Annotated in this window: 14 protein-coding genes and 1 pseudogene; 10 read left to right on the plus strand and 5 right to left on the minus strand. The window is 71.7% G+C overall.

Annotated features, from left to right (window positions below):
• The first annotated feature begins 137 nt into the window (after positions 1-137).
• Both RLT58_RS21210 and RLT58_RS21215 read left to right on the plus strand, forming a co-directional pair.
• Positions 138-800 (plus strand): TetR/AcrR family transcriptional regulator, encoded by a 663-nt coding sequence (locus RLT58_RS21210; RefSeq protein WP_311311953.1) that lies wholly within the window; start codon positions 138-140, stop codon positions 798-800.
• Positions 801-1,010: 210 nt separating this feature from the next.
• The gene (locus tag RLT58_RS21215) at positions 1,011-2,543 is read left to right on the plus strand and encodes an MFS transporter (RefSeq protein ID WP_311311954.1); all 1,533 of its coding nucleotides are present in this window, start codon (positions 1,011-1,013) and stop codon (positions 2,541-2,543) included.
• A gap of 85 nt (positions 2,544-2,628) precedes the next feature.
• On the opposite strand, the gene RLT58_RS21220 is transcribed toward RLT58_RS21215, so the two are convergent.
• A complete protein-coding gene (locus tag RLT58_RS21220) occupies positions 2,629-3,144 on the minus strand; it encodes a MarR family winged helix-turn-helix transcriptional regulator (RefSeq protein WP_311311955.1) in 516 nt (171 codons plus the stop codon).
• 133 nt (positions 3,145-3,277) lie between these two features.
• Here RLT58_RS21220 and RLT58_RS21225 point away from each other — a divergent pair, with 133 nt between their 5' ends.
• Positions 3,278-4,060, plus strand: a complete 783-nt coding sequence (locus tag RLT58_RS21225; RefSeq protein ID WP_311311956.1) for a dioxygenase family protein — start codon at positions 3,278-3,280, stop codon at positions 4,058-4,060.
• 73 nt (positions 4,061-4,133) lie between these two features.
• Here RLT58_RS21225 and RLT58_RS21230 read toward each other — a convergent pair whose 3' ends face one another.
• The gene (locus RLT58_RS21230) at positions 4,134-5,087 is read right to left on the minus strand and encodes a questin oxidase family protein (protein ID WP_311311957.1); all 954 of its coding nucleotides are present in this window, start codon (positions 5,085-5,087) and stop codon (positions 4,134-4,136) included.
• A gap of 454 nt (positions 5,088-5,541) precedes the next feature.
• Between RLT58_RS21230 and RLT58_RS21235 the strand changes: the two genes are divergently transcribed.
• On the plus strand, positions 5,542-6,540 hold the full coding sequence (locus RLT58_RS21235; protein WP_311311958.1) for a sigma-70 family RNA polymerase sigma factor: 999 nt from the start codon (positions 5,542-5,544) through the stop codon (positions 6,538-6,540).
• A 132-nt stretch (positions 6,541-6,672) separates the two neighbouring features.
• Here RLT58_RS21235 and RLT58_RS21240 read toward each other — a convergent pair whose 3' ends face one another.
• Positions 6,673-7,635, minus strand: a complete 963-nt coding sequence (locus RLT58_RS21240; RefSeq protein ID WP_311311959.1) for a helix-turn-helix transcriptional regulator — start codon at positions 7,633-7,635, stop codon at positions 6,673-6,675.
• Positions 7,636-7,697: 62 nt separating this feature from the next.
• Between RLT58_RS21240 and RLT58_RS21245 the strand changes: the two genes are divergently transcribed.
• Positions 7,698-9,251: an MFS transporter gene (locus RLT58_RS21245; RefSeq protein WP_311311960.1), complete on the plus strand. Its 1,554-nt coding sequence runs from the start codon at positions 7,698-7,700 to the stop codon at positions 9,249-9,251.
• Between the two features lie 65 nt (positions 9,252-9,316).
• On the opposite strand, the gene RLT58_RS21250 is transcribed toward RLT58_RS21245, so the two are convergent.
• Positions 9,317-10,069, minus strand: a complete 753-nt coding sequence (locus RLT58_RS21250; RefSeq protein ID WP_311311961.1) for a DUF6227 family protein — start codon at positions 10,067-10,069, stop codon at positions 9,317-9,319.
• A 133-nt stretch (positions 10,070-10,202) separates the two neighbouring features.
• Positions 10,203-11,354: a P1 family peptidase gene (locus tag RLT58_RS21255; protein ID WP_399131927.1), complete on the minus strand. Its 1,152-nt coding sequence runs from the start codon at positions 11,352-11,354 to the stop codon at positions 10,203-10,205.
• 176 nt (positions 11,355-11,530) lie between these two features.
• On the opposite strand from RLT58_RS21255, the gene RLT58_RS21260 reads away from it, so the two are divergent.
• From RLT58_RS21260 to RLT58_RS21280, 5 genes and pseudogenes are all read left to right on the plus strand, one after another.
• On the plus strand, positions 11,531-12,607 hold the full coding sequence (locus RLT58_RS21260; RefSeq protein ID WP_311311962.1) for an MFS transporter: 1,077 nt from the start codon (positions 11,531-11,533) through the stop codon (positions 12,605-12,607).
• Positions 12,604-14,928, plus strand: coding sequence for a molybdopterin oxidoreductase family protein (locus tag RLT58_RS21265; protein WP_311311963.1), 2,325 nt, complete (start codon positions 12,604-12,606; stop codon positions 14,926-14,928). Before RLT58_RS21260 ends, RLT58_RS21265 begins: the two co-directional genes overlap by 4 nt.
• A 7-nt stretch (positions 14,929-14,935) precedes the next feature.
• Positions 14,936-15,539 (plus strand): annotated as a pseudogene (locus RLT58_RS21270) (4Fe-4S dicluster domain-containing protein).
• The gene (locus tag RLT58_RS21275; RefSeq protein WP_311311964.1) at positions 15,536-16,273 is read left to right on the plus strand and encodes a QcrA and Rieske domain-containing protein; all 738 of its coding nucleotides are present in this window, start codon (positions 15,536-15,538) and stop codon (positions 16,271-16,273) included. The pseudogene RLT58_RS21270 and the gene RLT58_RS21275 overlap by 4 nt, the downstream one beginning before the upstream one ends.
• Positions 16,270-16,650, plus strand: a complete 381-nt coding sequence (locus RLT58_RS21280; protein WP_311311965.1) for a hypothetical protein — start codon at positions 16,270-16,272, stop codon at positions 16,648-16,650. The genes RLT58_RS21275 and RLT58_RS21280 overlap by 4 nt, the downstream gene beginning before the upstream one ends.

Genomic DNA, 16,650 nt, shown 5'->3' on the forward strand with positions numbered 1-16,650 from the left:
GGTCACATTCGGGCGGGAAATAACCGGGGATCCTTTCCCCGTTTGCACCGGTGTTCCCCCGAAACGGGGAGGCGGTCCCCGGTTCTCCGGACACCGTCGCCAGGACCTGGAAGACCCGGAAGAGAAGGAGTGCCGCCGTGGACACCGTCACCCGTACCGCCACCGGAGCGGCGCAGCCGCGTACGCCCCGCCCGCGGGCCGACGCCCTGCGCAACCGGGAGCGGATCGTGACGGCCGCGCGCGAGATGTTCGTCGAGTTCGGGCCGGACGTGCCGCTCGACGAGGTCGCCCGCCGTGCCGGCGTCGGCAACGCCACCCTCTACCGGAACTTCCCCGACCGGGCCGCACTGACCCACGAGGTCGTCCTCGCCGTCACCTCCCGCACCACCGAGCGCGCCGAGGAGGCCGCGAACGAGGAGCCGGACCCCTTCGTCGCACTCACCCGCTTCGTGCACGCGGCGGCCGACGAACGGATCGGGGCCCTGTGCCCCATGCTGTCCGGCGGCTTCGACAAGGACCACCCCGAACTGCTCGCCGAGCGCCGGCGCCTCGAAGAGGCCGTCGAGGGGCTCGTCGCGCGCGCCATGTCCGCGGGGCGCCTGCGTACCGACATCGCCGTCGGTGACGTACTGGTCGCCCTCTCCCAGCTCACCCGGCCGCTGCCGGGCATCGCCTGCCCGAACATCGACCGGTTCACCCACCGCCACATCCAGCTGTTCCTGGACGGACTGGAGGCCCCGGCCCGCTCCGTCCTGCCCGGAACGGCGGCGACCTTGGAGGATCTGCGGCGCCGGACCTGACCGTGCCGGGCCCCTCGGGGGCCGAGCGCGTTCCTGACCGCCCGAGCGCCTTGCCGATCAGTCAAGCGGCTCCCTGATCACCTCACGCACCTGATCGCCTCACGCATCACCTCACGCATCTTCTGACCGACCCTCACGACTCTCACGCCCGTCCCGTTCTCACGGTTCACGACCTCGTGCGCTCTCGCGCGTCCCTAGGTGGCTACTCCCATGTCAAAAACAGCTGATATCCGACTCCCGGACCCCAGTCGCTGGAAGGCGCTGGCGTTCATCGCGCTCGCGCAGTTGATGGTCGTGCTCGACGCCACGATCGTGAACATCGCGCTGCCGCACGCCCAGACCGCCCTGGGGATCACGGACGCCAACAAGCAGTGGGTCATCACGGCCTACGCCCTCGCCTTCGGCGGGCTGCTGCTCTTCGGAGGGCGCATCGCCGACCTCTGGGGCCGCAAGCGCACCTTCGTCGTCGGTCTGATCGGCTTCGCGCTGGCGTCCGCGCTCGGTGGTGCGGCGCAGAACCAGGGCATGCTGTTCGGCTCCCGCGCGCTCCAGGGTGTCTTCGGCGCCCTGCTGGCCCCGGCCGCCCTCTCGCTGCTCGCGGTGATGTTCACCGACGCCAAGGAGCGCGCCAAGGCGTTCGGCATCTACGGGGCGATCGCCGGTGGCGGTGGCGCCGTCGGCCTGATCCTCGGCGGATTCCTCACCCAGACGCTGAACTGGCGCTGGACCTTCTTCGTCAACATCCCGTTCGCGATCGTCGCGGCCGCCGGTGCCTACTTCGTGATCCGCGAGCCCGCCGGCAGCCGTAACCGCTCCTCGCTCGACATCCCGGGCGTCGTCCTGTCCGCGCTGGGCCTGGTCTCGCTGGTGTACGGATTCACCCGCGCCGAGTCCAGCGGCTGGTCGGACTCGCTGACCGTCGGCACGTTCGTCGCCGCCGGTGTGCTGCTGCTGGCCTTCGTCCTGACCGAGTCCAGGGTCAAGTCGCCGCTGCTCCCGCTGCGCGTCGTGATGGACCGCAACCGGGGCGGTGTCTACCTCTCGCTGGGCCTGGCCGTCATCGCGATGTTCGGCCTGTTCCTCTTCCTCACGTACTACCTCCAGGTCGTCCAGGGCTACTCGCCGATCAAGACCGGCTTCGCCTTCATGCCGATGATCGTCGGCATGATCACCGGGTCGACGCAGATCGGTGCCCGGCTGATGACGCGGGTCCCGGCCCGTCTGCTGATGGCTCCCGGCTTCCTGACCGCCGCCGTCGGCATGCTGCTGCTCACGCAGCTGGAGATCGACTCCTCGTACGCCGCGGTCATCCTGCCGGGCCAGCTGCTGCTGGGTCTGGGCATGGGCACGGCGTTCATGCCGGCCATGTCGCTCGCCACGCACGGTGTCGAGCCGCGTGACGCGGGTGTCGCCTCCGCGATGGTCAACACCTCGCAGCAGGTCGGCGGTGCGATCGGTACGGCCCTGCTGAACACGATCGCCGCCTCGGCCGCCACGGCGTACGCCACCTCGCACGCCGCGCTCGGCGCCAGGAACCCGGAGCTGCTGAAGCTCCAGTCGATGGTGCACGGCTTCACCGGTGCCATCTGGTGGGCCGTCGGCATCCTGGTGGTGGCCGCCGCCATCGCGGTGACCTTCATCAACGCCGGCCGGCCGTCCGCGACCACCACGTCGGCGGGCTCCGGTTCCGGTGACGCCGACGGTGTCGAGGACGAGTTCAAGATTCCGGTCGTCGCTCACTGAGCCACCGCCACCCGGCCGCTGTGAAGCGCGCGCTGCCCCGGTTCCGTCCGACGGAACCGGGGCAGCGGTGTGTGGCGGGGTGGTGTCAGCGGAGCCAGGGCAGGTCGGCGTCCGTGCCCTCGGGCTGCAGCCCGGCCGCCAGCACCTGCATGATCTCGCCCAGCGAGCGCACCTGCTCCGGGGTGAGCCGGTCGAACATCGCCTGCCGTACGGCCTTGACGTGGCCCGGTGCGGAGCGGCGGAGCATCTCGAACCCCTCGTCGGTGAGCACCGCGTTCTGGCCGCGCTTGTCGGACGGGCAGTCCTCGCGGCGGACCCAGCCGTTCTTCTCCAGCCGGGCGACGGCGTGCGAGAGCCGGGAGCGGGTGATCTTGGCGTCCTTGGCGAGCTCGGTCATCCGCTTCTGGCGGCGCGGCGCCTGCGAGAGCTGGACGAGCAGCCCGTAGTAGATGTGCGGCATGCCGGCGTCGCCCTGCAACTGGCGGTCGAGATGGTCCTCCAGCAGCGTGGTGGCGTGGAGGTACGCCCGCCAGACGCACTGTTCTTCGTCGGTGAGCCAACGCGGCTGCTCACCGGTGGGTGCCGTGGTCATGTACTCCACTGTACGACCTTTTCTTGAAAGTTGAACTAGATAGAGCTAAGGTCTCCGAAGGTGGGAGCTTGAAGATTAAAGAACTAATCCTTCGGAAGCTCACCAGAAGACTTACCTTGAGCAGCAGCGGATGGGGAGTGCCATGACAGTCACCGCGGAGCGCATGCCCGCCCTCTACCTCTCCCACGGCGCCCCGCCGCTGGCCGACGACCCGCTCTGGCCCGCCGAGCTGGCCGCCTGGTCGGCGGGGCTGCCGCGCCCCAAGGCCGTGCTGATGGTCTCCGCCCACTGGGAGGAGGCCCCGCTCGCCGTCGGCGCCACCGAGACGATCCCGCTCGTCTACGACTTCTGGGGCTTCCCCGAGCACTACTACCAGGTGCGGTACGAGGCCCCCGGCGCCCCGAAGCTCGCCGAGAGCGTCCGCAAACTGCTGCGCGGCGCCGGTACGCCGGTCCAGGACATCCCGGACCGCGGCCTCGACCACGGCGCCTACGTCCCGCTGGTCGAGATGTTCCCCGAGGCCGACATCCCGGTGCTGCAGATCTCCATGCCGACGCTGGACCCGCAGAAGCTGATGGAGATCGGGCGCAGGCTCGCGCCGCTGCGCGACGAGGGCGTCCTGATCGTCGGCAGCGGCTTCTTCACGCACAACCTGGCCGCGCTGCGGCATCAGGGCGGCGGCGTTCCCGGCTGGTCGGTGGAGTTCGACGACTGGGGGCAGCGCGCGCTCCAGGCGCAGGACATCGACGCGCTGCTCGACTTCGAGCACAAGTCCCCGGCCGGGCGGCTGGCGCATCCGCGCACCGAGCACTTCGCCCCGCTCTTCGTCACGCTCGGCGCCTCGGAGGGCGAGCTCGACCGGGGCCGCAGTGTGATCGACGGCTTCTGGATGGGGCTGGCCAAGCGCTCGGTGCAGTACGGCTGAGGCGCGGCGGGCCGGTCCGGGGTGCCGGCCCGGCCCGCTGGCCCGGGTCCGGCCCGGCTCGGTACAGTCCGGCTCAGAACACCGGAGGGTTCAGCTCGACCGCGCGCAGGGCGGCCGTCAGGGCCGGGGCGTCAGCGACGTCCAGCGCGGTGTCGGAGAACTTGATGGTGTGGTCGTCGCCGTGTGCGGCGGCCCGCGCGAAGACCTCCTCGGCGGACAGCCCGCCGGCTTCGGCGCGGACGGCGGCGGGCTCCGCCGGGGTGTACGCGGCCGTGACCGCCGCGCTCGCCGCCCAGGCAGCCTCCAGGCTCGCCGCCCACAGCTCGCGGGGGAGCGCGGGCAGCGCCCGCAGGACGGCGTTGGGCGCGGTGGCCGCGTGCACCAGCATGATCGGTTCGCCGTGCCCGTACGCCGCATAGCGGTGGGTGGCGGCCCGCACCAGTTCCGCCAGCCGGTCCCGGGCGTCGTCGGGGCCGGTCACGGGCTGCCCGGGCCACTGCGGGAATCCGGTCAGCCGGCCCAGCCGGTGGCGGGCCGCCCAGTAGCCGAGGCCGTGGGCCAGCTCGGTGGTGCGGGGTGCGTTCCGCTCGCCGTCCAGCAGGGTCCGGATGCTGTGGCCGACCCGGATCACCGGGTGCGTGGCGCCCGCCGCGATGCCGGGGAGCAGCCGGGGCCACCACTCGGCCAGGACCTCGCGCCAGGGCCGCTCGGCCGTCTCCCGCTCGAAGTACACCGTCCAGTCGGCGATGCGTCCGGGGTCGCCCAGTGCCTCGCGCCAGTTCGCCGGGGTCACCTCGGCGACCCGGTCGGGCATGTCCTCCAGTTTCGCGCGGTAGTGGTCCAGCCAGCGGTGCACCGTCGGCGCCTGGCCGCGGCGGACCAGGGCCTCGACGGCCATCGGGGCGTGATTGGTCAGCCAGCCGTGCCGCTCGGGGCCGAAGGAGTGGATGCGCTCCAGCGCCTCGTCGAGCGTGCCGGAGGCGTCGGGTGCGGTGGGGGCCGGTGCGGTGTGCGTCGTCTCGTCCATGCGTCCTCACGCTAGGCATCGGCCCGGGGCCCGGTAACCGGCTGCGGTCGCAGGGCTGCGGGGCGCCGGGACTAGGACCGCGGTCCCGGATGTTCCGAGCAGCCGGGACTAGGACCGCGGTCCCGGATGTTCCGAGCAACCAGGAGTCGGCCCCGGCCGTCTTCGGGGTAGGAGCGCAACCGGAGCGGGTGGTTGCGTCGTATGTGAGGGCGGTCTCATGTGCGCGACGCGGGCGGATGTCCGTACGGGACGCCGGATCACCGGTGAAACCCGCTCTGACCTGCGCTTCAGGGCGCGATGGTGTCAGGTACCCGTCTCAGTGACGCGACAGGGTACTGCATGATCGCGAAAATGAATGCCAGGCATGGGAATTCTGTCCGGATTCCAGTCGTTGTTTCCATCGGATGCAGGGCACCCGAAAGGGTGTCGCGACCTACTCAGCAAGGGAGCACGCATGGCAACCCGTGCCGTCGCCCGACGTTCGTCCGCCACCGGCGGGACCAACCGGGCGAGCAGCGTTCGCGCCGTGGGCGGAGAGATCGCCGATCGCGACCTGGTCGGCATGTACCTGGACGAGATCGCGCGCACGCCGCTGCTCGACGCCGCCCGGGAGGTCGAGCTGTCGCAGACCGTCGAGGCCGGCGTCTTCGCGCGGCAGATCCTCGACGGCGCGGTGGAGAGCGACGCCGGCGGCGCCTCGCGCGAGGAGCTGGAGGCGCTGGTCGCCGAGGGCGAGCGCGCCAAGGACATATTCATCCGTTCCAACCTCCGCCTCGTCGTCGCCGTGGCCCGCCGCTACCCCCGGGCCGGGCTCCCCCTGCTCGACCTGATCCAGGAGGGCAACGCGGGCCTGGTGCGCGCGGTCGAGAAGTTCGACTACGCCAAGGGCTTCAAGTTCTCCACGTATGCGACGTGGTGGATCAGGCAGGCCATCACCCGCTCCATAGCGGACCAGTCGCGCACGATCCGGCTCCCCGTCCACCTGGTGGAGGAGCTCGGCCGGATCCGCCGGGTGCAGCGCGAGTTCAACCGCGAGCACGGGCGCGACCCGGAGCACGCGGAGATCGCCGCCGAGCTGGACTCCACCCCGGGCCGCGTCGGTGACGTGCTGGACTGGGCCCGTGACCCGGTCAGTCTCAACATGTCGGTCGACGACGACGGCGACACCCAGTTCGGCGACCTGCTGGAGGACACCTCCGCCGTCTCGCCCGAGCAGTCGGTGATGACGCTCCTGCGCAGCGAGGAGCTGGAGGACCTGATCGGCAAGCTCGACAACAGGACCGCCTCCATCATCCGGATGAGGTATGGAATCGAGGACGGCCGCGAGCGCACCCTGACCGAAGTGGGCAAGCAGCACGGGCTCACCAGGGAGCGGATCCGCCAGATCGAGAAGCACGCGCTGCTCGAATTGAAGCGAATGGCTCACGACACGGGCTTTGACGCTGCGGCGTGAGCCCGAGTCCAGTAACCTCCGAATTGGGCCGCTTCACTTCGGCCCCCTGAAGCTGAGTCCCGGCGCCCACCCCCCCCTGGCGCCGGGGCTCATCCCTTTTCCCGGCCCTTCCGGTGTCCTGCGGCCCTCGGGTCAAGGCGCCGCCGAGCGGGTCAGCCGGCCGCCCAGGTCGTTCAGATACGCCACCAGGGCCGGTGGCTCGTGCGCGGTGAACTCGCAGTCCACCAGGGCCAGCCGCACCGCCACCCACTCCAGCGAGTCCACCAGCACGGCCCGCAGCCGGCAGCCGCCCTCGGCCGTCGGCTCCAGCGGGCCGACCGACGCGGGCAGCCGCGCGGCCACGAACTCCGCCGGAGCCGCGAAGCTCACGTCCACCGCGACCCCCGCCTGCCTGCGCGCCATGGAACTGCTGAGGAACTCCGCCGCGTCGCCCGTGGGCAGCTCCCGGGGCGCGAACCGGGCCCCGGTCGCGAACGGCTCGCTCACCCGGTCCACCCGGAAGGTGCGCCACGCCTCCCGCTGAAGGTCGTACGCCACCAGGTACCAGCGCCACCCGGTGCTCACCAGCCGGTACGGCTCGACCTGCCGCCGCGTCTCGGCGCCGTCCCCCGCGCGGTAGGCGAACCGCAGCCGCTCCCGCCCGGTGACGGCGGAGGCGATCACAGTCAGCGTCCGCGGGTCGATGGTCGAACCGTCCCCGCGCGTGAGCGGCACGGTCGCGTTCTGCAGGGTGGAGACCCGGTGGCGCAGCCGGGCGGGCAGCACCTGCTCCAGCTTGGCCAGCGCGCGTACGGAGGCCTCGTCGACGCCCTCGATGGCGTGGCCGGCCCCGGCCCGCAGCCCCACCGCGATGGCCACCGCCTCCTCGTCGTCCAGCAGCAGCGGGGGCATGGCGCTGCCCGCGACGAGCCGGTACCCGCCGACCGAGCCGCGCGTTGCCTCGACCGGATAGCCGAGGTCGCGGAGGCGGTCGATGTCGCGGCGGATGGTGCGCGGGCTCACGTCGAGCCGGTCGGCGAGTTCGCTGCCCGGCCACTCGCGCGGCGTCTGGAGCAGTGACAGCAGATTCAGCAGTCGTGCCGGGGTGTCGGTCATGTCACCCAGGATGCCCGCCCATTGGGTCATGACCTGACCTAGTGGGCGTCTAACTTCTTCCTATGACTTCCTCCGCACCTTCGCCGTCCCCGGCGGCCGCGCCGGCGGTGTCCCCGGACCCGTCGGACCGCCGCCGGTGGTTCGCGCTGGCCATCGTGATGACCGCCGCCTTCATGGACCTGGTCGACGTCACGATCGTCAATATCGCCATCCCGAGCATCAAGCAGGACACCGGCGCCTCGTTCAGCTCGATCCAGTGGATCGTCGCGGGTTACGCGCTCGCCTTCGCCGCCGGGCTGATCACCGGCGGGCGGCTCGGTGACATCTACGGCCGCAAGCGCCTCTTCCTCATCGGGATCGGCGGCTTCACCCTCGCCTCCGCGCTCTGCGGCTTCGCCGCCAACCCGGAGATGCTGGTCGCCTCCCGCTTCCTCCAGGGCGGTACGGCGGCGCTGATGGTGCCGCAGGTGCTGTCGATCGTGCACGCCACCTTCCCCGCGCACGAGCGCGGCAAGGTCTTCGGTCTCTTCGGCGCGATCGTCGGCCTCGGCGCGGTCTCCGGGCCGCTGCTGGGCGCGCTGCTCACCGAGTGGAACATCGCCGGTCTCGAGTGGCGGCCGATCTTCCTGATCAATCTGCCGGTCGGCATCGCCGGGCTGATCCTGGGCCGCCGGTTCATCACCGAGTCGAAGTCGCCGAAGGCGCTCCGCCTCGACCTGATCGGCGTCGTGCTGGTCACGCTGGCGATGCTGATGCTGATCTACCCGCTCACGCGCGGGCGCGAGCTGGGCTGGCCGCTGTGGGGCCATCTGTCGATGGCGGGCAGCCTCCTGGTCTTCCTGGTCCTGGTGCTGTTCGAGCGCCGGAAGGCGAGCCGGGACGGGTCGCCGCTGGTGGAGTTGGAGCTGTTCCGGGTCCGGAGCTTCGCCGCGGGCATAGCGGTGCAGCTGACCTTCGGCGTCGGGCTCGGGATCTTCTTCCTGGTCTGGACGCTGTACATGCAGGAGGGCCTCGGCTGGAGCGCGCTGCGGGCCGGCACCACCGGCATCCCGTTCTCGATCGCCGTCTCCGCCGCCGCCGGTCTCTCCGTGCAGAAGCTGGTGCCGCGCTTCGGCCGCAAGGTGCTCCAGGTGGGTGCGCTGCTCATGGCGGCCGGACTGCTGCTCTACATCTGGGAGTCGGACCACTACGGGACGGCGATCACGTCCTGGCAGATGGTGCTGCCGCTGGTCGTCATGGGCGTCGGCATGGGGCTCATCGTGGCCCCGCTGGCCGACGCGGTGCTCTCCGAGGTGCCCAAGGAGCACTCCGGCTCGGCCTCCGGGCTGTTCAACACCGTGCAGCAGATGGGCAATGCGCTGGGGCTCGGGCTCGTCTCGGTCGTCTTTTTCGGGTCGATCAGTGACACGCTCACCCCGCCGGAGGTGGGCCCGGCGTTCGCCGACGCCTTCGAGCACTCGCTGTGGTGGGTGGTCGGCGTCCTGGCGCTGATCTCCGTGGTGATGTTCGCGCTGCCGGCGCACCCGAAGCAGCATGTGGAGGGCGGCGGCGACGAGATCGCCGACGCGGCCGATGGGCCCGCGGAGTCCGCCGGGGAGCCCGTGCTAACGCACTGAGCGGACGCGGGACGCGCCGGTGCCCGCACCCCGACGGGGTGCGGGCACCGGCATGTCCGCCCGGCTCAGCAGATGCGCGTACGGCTCTCCATCGCCCCGCGCGCGGTGTCCTCGTCGGCGTACACCTCGCACATGTGGCGGCCGTCCGGCGTCGCCGTGTGCTCGACCTCCCAGAGGCTCGTCTCGCTCCCGTCCAGGAGCAGGAAGGCGTGCTCGTAGAGCGTGAAGCCCGCGTCCCGGCCGTCCACGCGGCACTGCCGGCCGAAGATCTGGGTGATGTGGTGGGCGAAGGCGGCCCGCAGCAGCCGCGCGGTCTCCTCGCCGGGCACGTCCCCGTTCTCCGCGCGGCGCAGCACCCGGCGGGCGTGGTCCGCGGAATTGTCCGGGGCGTACGTCCGGGGGAGCGGGGCCGGGGGCGCGGCCATCAGGGCCGACAGGATGTCCAGATCGGCGTGCGGGGCGTCGTCCCCGAAGACCGTGCTCTCGCAGAAGCCGCCGGCCAGCCGGGCGGCGGCGAGATGGGCGTCGGTCTCGTCGTCGTACAGCTCGTGCTGCCGGGCGTCCGGCGTACCGGCCTCGCGGGGGCCGCAGTGGACCAGCTCCCACAGGGTGAACGGCGAGCCGTCGGCCAGCAGATACGTATGGCGGTAGGTCTCGCGGTGCAGGGTGGCACTGTGGTGCGAGGAGTGCAGGGAACTGCTGTGGGCGAGCGCCGAGCCGAGGCGCTCCACCGTGTGGTCGGGCAGGTCGAACGAGTTGAGAGCCCGTCGCAGGAGTCGCTCGAGGTGCTGCTCGGTTGTCTCGTACGGATCGCTCAAGGTGCTGTCTCCAGGCCGTCGCCGCGTGTGACTTGGTGCGTGCTCAACGTAGTCCCTGGGCCTGACATCGTGACCGGGGTTCCGGAAAACGTACGGCACACGCAGAAGGTTCCCGCGTATGTCCCGAACTCCCTTACGCGGAAGGCGAGTCGGTTCCCCTGAAGTCGTCCCCCGGCGCCCCTTCCGCCCGGCCGGGCGGTCCGTAGAGATCGCTGTACGCGAGGTAGGTGCCGCCGCCCGCGCGGCCGTCGACGCCCGTGGCCGCCCGGACGGCCTTCACGATGGCCCGGGTCACGGTCTCCGCACCCGCCGTGAGCAGGTCGTTGAGCGCGATCGGGTTCGCCGGGTCCAGCGCCCGCCGGCCGGTGGCGAGCGCGAAGACGGTGTCCCCGTCGGTCAGCAGGTGCACGGGCCGGATGGCGCGCGCCAGGCCGTCGTGCGCCGTGCCCGCGAGCTTCTGCGCCTGTGCGCGGCCCAGTTCGGCGTCGGTGGCGACGACGGCGAGCGTGGTGTTGAGCGGGGGGCGCGCGTCCGCCTCGCGCGCCTGCGCCAGGCGCTGTCGCGCCGCCTCGTGGATCTCCGGCGCGGGTGCGACGGCCGGCTCGGCGCCGCCGTACTCCCCGTACAGCACGCCGGTACGGGGATCGAGCACCGAGCCCGCCGCGTTCACCACGGCCAGCGCGGCCACGGTGATCCCGGACGGCAGCAGGACGCTCGCCGTCCCCACCCCGCCCTTGAGCCGCCCGGCCACCGCGCCCGTACCCGCGCCGACGCACCCCTCGGGGACCGCCGCGCCCTCCTCCCGGCGCGCGGCGTCCTCCACCGCCGCCCGGCCGGTCGCGGCGTCGGGCCGGGCGCCCCAGTCGCCGCCGCGCCCCAGGTCGAAGAGGCAGGCGGCGGGCACCACCGGGACGACCTGGTGCGGATCGGCGCCGACCCGCACCCCGCGCCCCCGCTCCTCCAGCCAGGCCATCACCCCGGACGCCGCGTCCAGGCCGAACGCGCTGCCGCCGGTGAGGACCACCGCGTCGATGCGCTGCACCAGATTGCGCGGGTCGAGCGCGTCCGTCTCCCGGGTGCCCGGACCGCCGCCGCGCACATCGACGGCCGCGACCACGCCGCCCTCGGGCGCGAGCACCACGGTGGTGCCGCTCAGCGCACCCCCGCCCGGCAGCCGCGCATGGCCGACGCGCAGCCCGGCGACATCGGTGAGCGCGTCCCTGCGGTGCGGCTGCGGGGCGGCCGGGGACGACGGGGACGGGTCCATGGGCTCCTGGGCGGTCATCATCCGGGCTCCTCGTGGCGCGGTCGCTGATAGGGCGGCGTGCAGGGTGAACGTACCGGCGGGGAGCGGGAACCTCCGCCCGCACGGTCCGTACGGGCGGCCCCGGACCGCGACGCGCTCACCCCGTAAGGCCGCAAAACAGGACCAACAACCTCATACAGTCCAACGGTGACGGGGTGACCGAGCCACCAGAAGCCTCCGCCCCCGCCGGGGCCCCCGCCGCCGTCCCCCGGTCCGCCACCGCGCGCGCGACCGCCGCGGGCGTGATCGTCTCCCTCCTGCTGATCGTGGCGATCGTGCTCGGCAGCAGGTTCCTGGAGAACTTCGACTCCGCGCTCCTGCCGTACGCCGTGGCCACGGTCTTCCTCGCCTTCGGCGTCGCCTACCGGTACACCGTCTGGGTCTCCGCGCCCGGGGCCCGGCGGCTGTTCAGGAAGGGCTGGGGGAGCCTCTTCTCGGTCGACAACTTCCGCCGCGCCCCCACCGCCCTGCCCAAGATGATCGCCACCTATCTCGGCTTCCAGAAACTCCTGGGTGCCCGTTCGCACGCCCGCTGGGCCGCCCACCAGCTGATCTTCTGGGGCTGCATCCTCGCCTCCCTGATCACCTTCCCGCTGACCTGGGGCTGGTTCACCTTCACCTCGGGCAGCGGCACGGGACCCGGCTACGAGATGCGTATCTGGGGCTTCAAGATCATCGGTTTCGACTCCCTGAACATCCTCGGCTGGCTGATGTTCCACGGCCTGGACATCGCCGCCGTCCTCGTCATCCCCGGCGCCTCCTACTTCCTGTGGCGCCGGATGAAGGACCGCGGCGCCATCACCGGCCAGCGCTTCGCCTACGACCTGGTGCCGCTGATCGCACTGATCGTCATCTCCGTCACCGGGCTGCTGCTCACCTTCTCCTCGATCTTCCTGCACGGCGGCGGCTACGAGTTCCTGGCGATCCTCCACATGGTGTCGGTCGTCTTCACCCTCATCTACATCCCCTTCGGGAAGTTCTTCCACATCGTCCAGCGGCCCGCCGCCGTCGGCATGCAGCTGTTCAAGTACACCGGCCGGCAGGACCAGGAGGTCTTCAGCTGCCGCCGCTGCGAGGAGCCCATCGACACCGCTCCGTACGTCGACAACCTCCGCGGCACCATGCGCGACCTCGGCCTCGGCTTCGACGCCTGGTCCGAGTACTGCCCGCGCTGCAAGCGGGTGCTGCGCGGCAGCGCCTATCTCTCCCAGGTGAAGAAGGGCTTCAAGTGACCGCGGACCCCCGCGCGGCCGACCCCCGTGCCGTCGTGCCCCTCGACCCCTCCCTCGCCCCGCCGGGCACCCGCGCCTTCCGCGACGCGGGCGGCATCCCCGCCGACCGCTGGCGCGCCGACCAGGACGGCGAGACGCTGGTCCCCACCCACTGCTGCTTCTGCGGGGTGCAGTGCGGGATGTATCTGCGCGTCGACCGGGGCGGCAAGGTCTTCGGCGTCGAACCCCGCAACCACGACATCAACCGGATGCGCCTGTGCCCCAAGGGCATCAACGCCTATCAGCAGGTCAACCACCCCGACCGGCTCACCGCCCCGCTGATGCGCCGCTCCCGCGACGAGGAGTTCCGTGAGGTCTCCTGGGACGAGGCACTCGACTTCACCGTCGCCGAGATCAGGCGCATCCAGCAGACGTACGGCAACGACGCCTTCGGGCTGCTCGGCGGGGCCAGCCTGTTCTCCGAGAAGACCTATCTGGTCGGCAAGTTCGCCCGGGTCGCCCTCAAGTCCCGGCACGTCGACTACAACGGCCGGCTCTGCATGGTCAGCGCGGCCGGCGCCAACAAGCTCGCCTTCGGCATCGACCGGGCCGGCAACCCCTTCTCCGACATCCTGCTCACCGACTGCCTGCTGATCGCCGGCTCCAACGTCGGCGAGTGCTTCCCCGTCATGACCCAGTACGTGTGGGGCGCCCGGGACCGGGGGGCGAGCCTGATCGTCATCGACCCGCGCGAGACCGCCATCGCCCGGACCGCCGACATCCATGTCGCCCTCAAGCCCGGCACCGACGCGGCGTTCTTCAACTCCGTCCTGCACGTCGTCGTCGAGGAGGGCCTCACCGACGAGGCCTACCTCGCCGCCCACGCCACCGGCTGGGAGGAGGTGAAGGCCAAGGCCGCCGAGTACCCGCCGTCCCGGGCCGCCGAGATCTGCGGCATCCCCGCCGAACAGATCGTCCAGGTCGCCCGCACCTTCGCCCGCGCCCCCAAGGCCATGGCCTGGCACGCCCGGGGCATCGAGCACCACTCGCAGGGCGTCGAGAACAGCCTCACCGTGATCAACCTCTGCACCGCCACCGGCCACATCGGCAAGCCCGGCGCCGGCTACGGCACCATCACCGGCCAGGGCAACGGCCAGGGCGGTCGCGAACACGGCCAGAAGTCCGACCTCCTCCCCGGCGGCCGCTCGATCATGAACGAGGAGCACCGCCGGCAGATCTGCGAGATCTGGGGCATCGAGGAGTCCGAACTCCCGCCCGCCGGAACCTCGATGATGGAAATGGTCTGGCAGATGCAGCGCCGCGAGATCCGCGGCCTGATCGGCATCTGCAACAACCCCTTCGTCTCCCTGCCCAACTACAAGGTGGTCAAGGAGGGGTACGACACCACGGAGTTCCACGCCCAATTCGACTTCTTCCTTTCCGAGACCGCCGCCAACGCGCATGTCGTCTTCCCCGTCACCACCTGGGCCGAGGACGAAGGCGTGATGGCCAACGCCGAGGCCCGGGTGGTCAAGCACAACAAGGCCCAGGACCCGCCCCCCGGCGTACGGACCGACACCTGGGTCATGTGCGAGCTGGCCAGACGCCTGGGCGCGGGCGACAAATTCGCCTTCGCCGACTCCCGGGCGGTCTTCGACGAGCTGCGGATCGCCTCCGCAGGCACCGTCAACGACTACTACGGCATCACCTACGAACGGCTGGAGGAGACCGGCGGCATCGCCTGGCCCTGCCCCTCCACCGACCACCCCGGCACCCCCCGCCTCTTCGAGGACGGCCGGACCTACCACCCCGACGGCAAGATCCACCTCCAGGTCGTCGACTGGCACCTGCCCATGGACCCGTACGACGACGACCACCCCATGTCCCTCACCACCGGCCGTACCGTCGCGCACTTCCTCTCCGGCAACCAGACCCGCCGCCTGGGCGCCCTAGTCGAACAGACCCCGCGCCCCTGGGCCGAGGTCCACCCCTCCCACGGCTTCCGCAACGGTGAACCGGTCCGCGTCGTCACCCGGCGCGGCAGCGAGGTCTTCCCCGCCCTGGTCACCGAGGCGATCCGCCCCGACACCGTCTTCGTCCCGTACCACTGGCCGTACCCCACGGCGGCCAACGCGCTGACCATCGACGCCCTGGACCCCCGCTCCAAGATCCCCGAGTACAAGGTGTGCGCCTGCCGCATCGAGCACGCCGAGGCGATCGACGAGGTCCCCGCACCCCCGGTCGCGCCGGGACATGTCGCCTACCCCGAGACCCAGGTCTCCCGCACCGACCCGCTGCCGCCCACCTCGCCGCAGGGCCGCGGCACCTCGGAGAGGAGCTGATGCCCGCATGATGGGCAGAACGATCTTTATCGACCCGGGGCGCTGCATCGGCTGCCAGGCCTGTGTCTCCGCCTGCCGCGAATGCGACTCGCACCGGGGCAAGTCGATGATCCACCTCGACTACACCGACGAGGGCCAGTCCGTCGCCTCCCTTCCCACGGTCTGCATGCACTGCGAGGACCCCGTCGCACCCTGCGCCGAGGTGTGTCCCGCCGACGCGATCCTGGTGACCGCCGACGGTGTGGTGCAGCAGGCCGACACCACCCGCTGCATCGGCTGCGCCAACTGCGTCAATGCCTGTCCCTTCGGCGTCCCGAAGATCGACCTCCAGGCGAAGCTGCAGATGAAGTGCAACCTCTGCTACGACCGCACCGCCTACGGCCTCGCCCCCATGTGCGCCACGGTCTGCCCGACCGGAGCGCTCTTCTACGGAACGGTCGAGGAGCTCCAGGCCGAGCGCCCCGGCGTCCAGGTCGCCGACACCTTCGTCTTCGGCGAGAGCGAGGTCCGCACCGGCGTGGCCATGGTCGTCCCCGTACGACCGGGTCCAGTGGCCGGTCCCCGGCGGCCTGCCCGTCGTGGAGATCAACGGGAAGGACGTCCGCCGATGAGCGTCACCGACCAGCCGCCCTCCCCGCCGCCTCCGGGCGACCCGCGCGAGGCCCTGCACGACCGGATCGCGGCCGACTCCCTCACCACCCGCCGCGACTACCTGCGGATCGTCGCCACCGTCTCCGGCGGACTCGCCGTCGGGGGGCTCGGCGTCGCCGGTGGCATCCTGCCGCGCCACGGCGACCCCGAGGACGCCGAGGCACCCGCCCCCAAGAAGGTCAGCGGCCAGCTGCTGCCCGGCGAGTCCGTCTCCTTCCGCTACCCGGACGAGGAGGACCGCGCGGTCGCCGTCCGGCTCAACGACGGCACCCTCGTCGGCTACTCCGCGATCTGCACCCATCTCGCCTGTGCCGTCCTGTGGCGGAAGGACCGGGGCTCGGAGGGGGAGCTGTACTGCCCCTGCCACGAGGGCGTCTTCGACGCCCGCACCGGTGAGGTCACCGCGGGGCCGCCGCCGCGCGGGCTGCCCAAGGTGGTGCTCACCGAGCAGGCCGACGGGAGCGTCTGGGCGGTCGGCACCACCCGCTCCGGCGAGAGCATCGAGCACGGACTGTGCCGGCAGCTCGGCGACGACCGCCCGGATCTCGCGGCCCGGATCGGCTGCCCCGGCGTACGCGGCGGCGCGGAGGCCCCCTCGGCCGGGGCCGGTTCCGCTTCCAGGGCCGCATCGGGGGCCGGACCTGCCCCGGGCGCCGGGTCCCGGACCGAGCCGGCCCCCGGGGGGCGGGCATGAGCGACGACGCCCAGCAGCCGCCCGTCCCGCACTACCCCGAGTACCACCCGGGCAGCGCGCGCCCCGAGCTCAACCGGCCGGTCCACGAGCGCTACCCGCAGATCCGGCCCACCAGCGGCTACGGCGACCCCCGCGTCCGCCACACCGGCCCGGGGCCCGGCGCCGGCACCGACCAGGAGCCGGAGCGGTCCTCCAAGCTCACGGCCCGGCTGACGCTGGCCATGACCGTCGTCATCGGGCAGCTGTGGGGCCTGACCGTGATCATCGACGAATGGATGGAGGGCAACTCCGGCACCGCGTGGTGGGGAGCCGGATTCCTGTGTCTGTCGTTCCTCGTCGTGCTCGGGCTCTGGCGGATCGACCCCAAGGACCGCTGA

Source organism: Streptomyces sp. ITFR-16, assembly GCF_031844705.1.
In the GTDB taxonomy this organism is placed as follows: Bacteria; Actinomycetota; Actinomycetes; order Streptomycetales; family Streptomycetaceae; genus Streptomyces.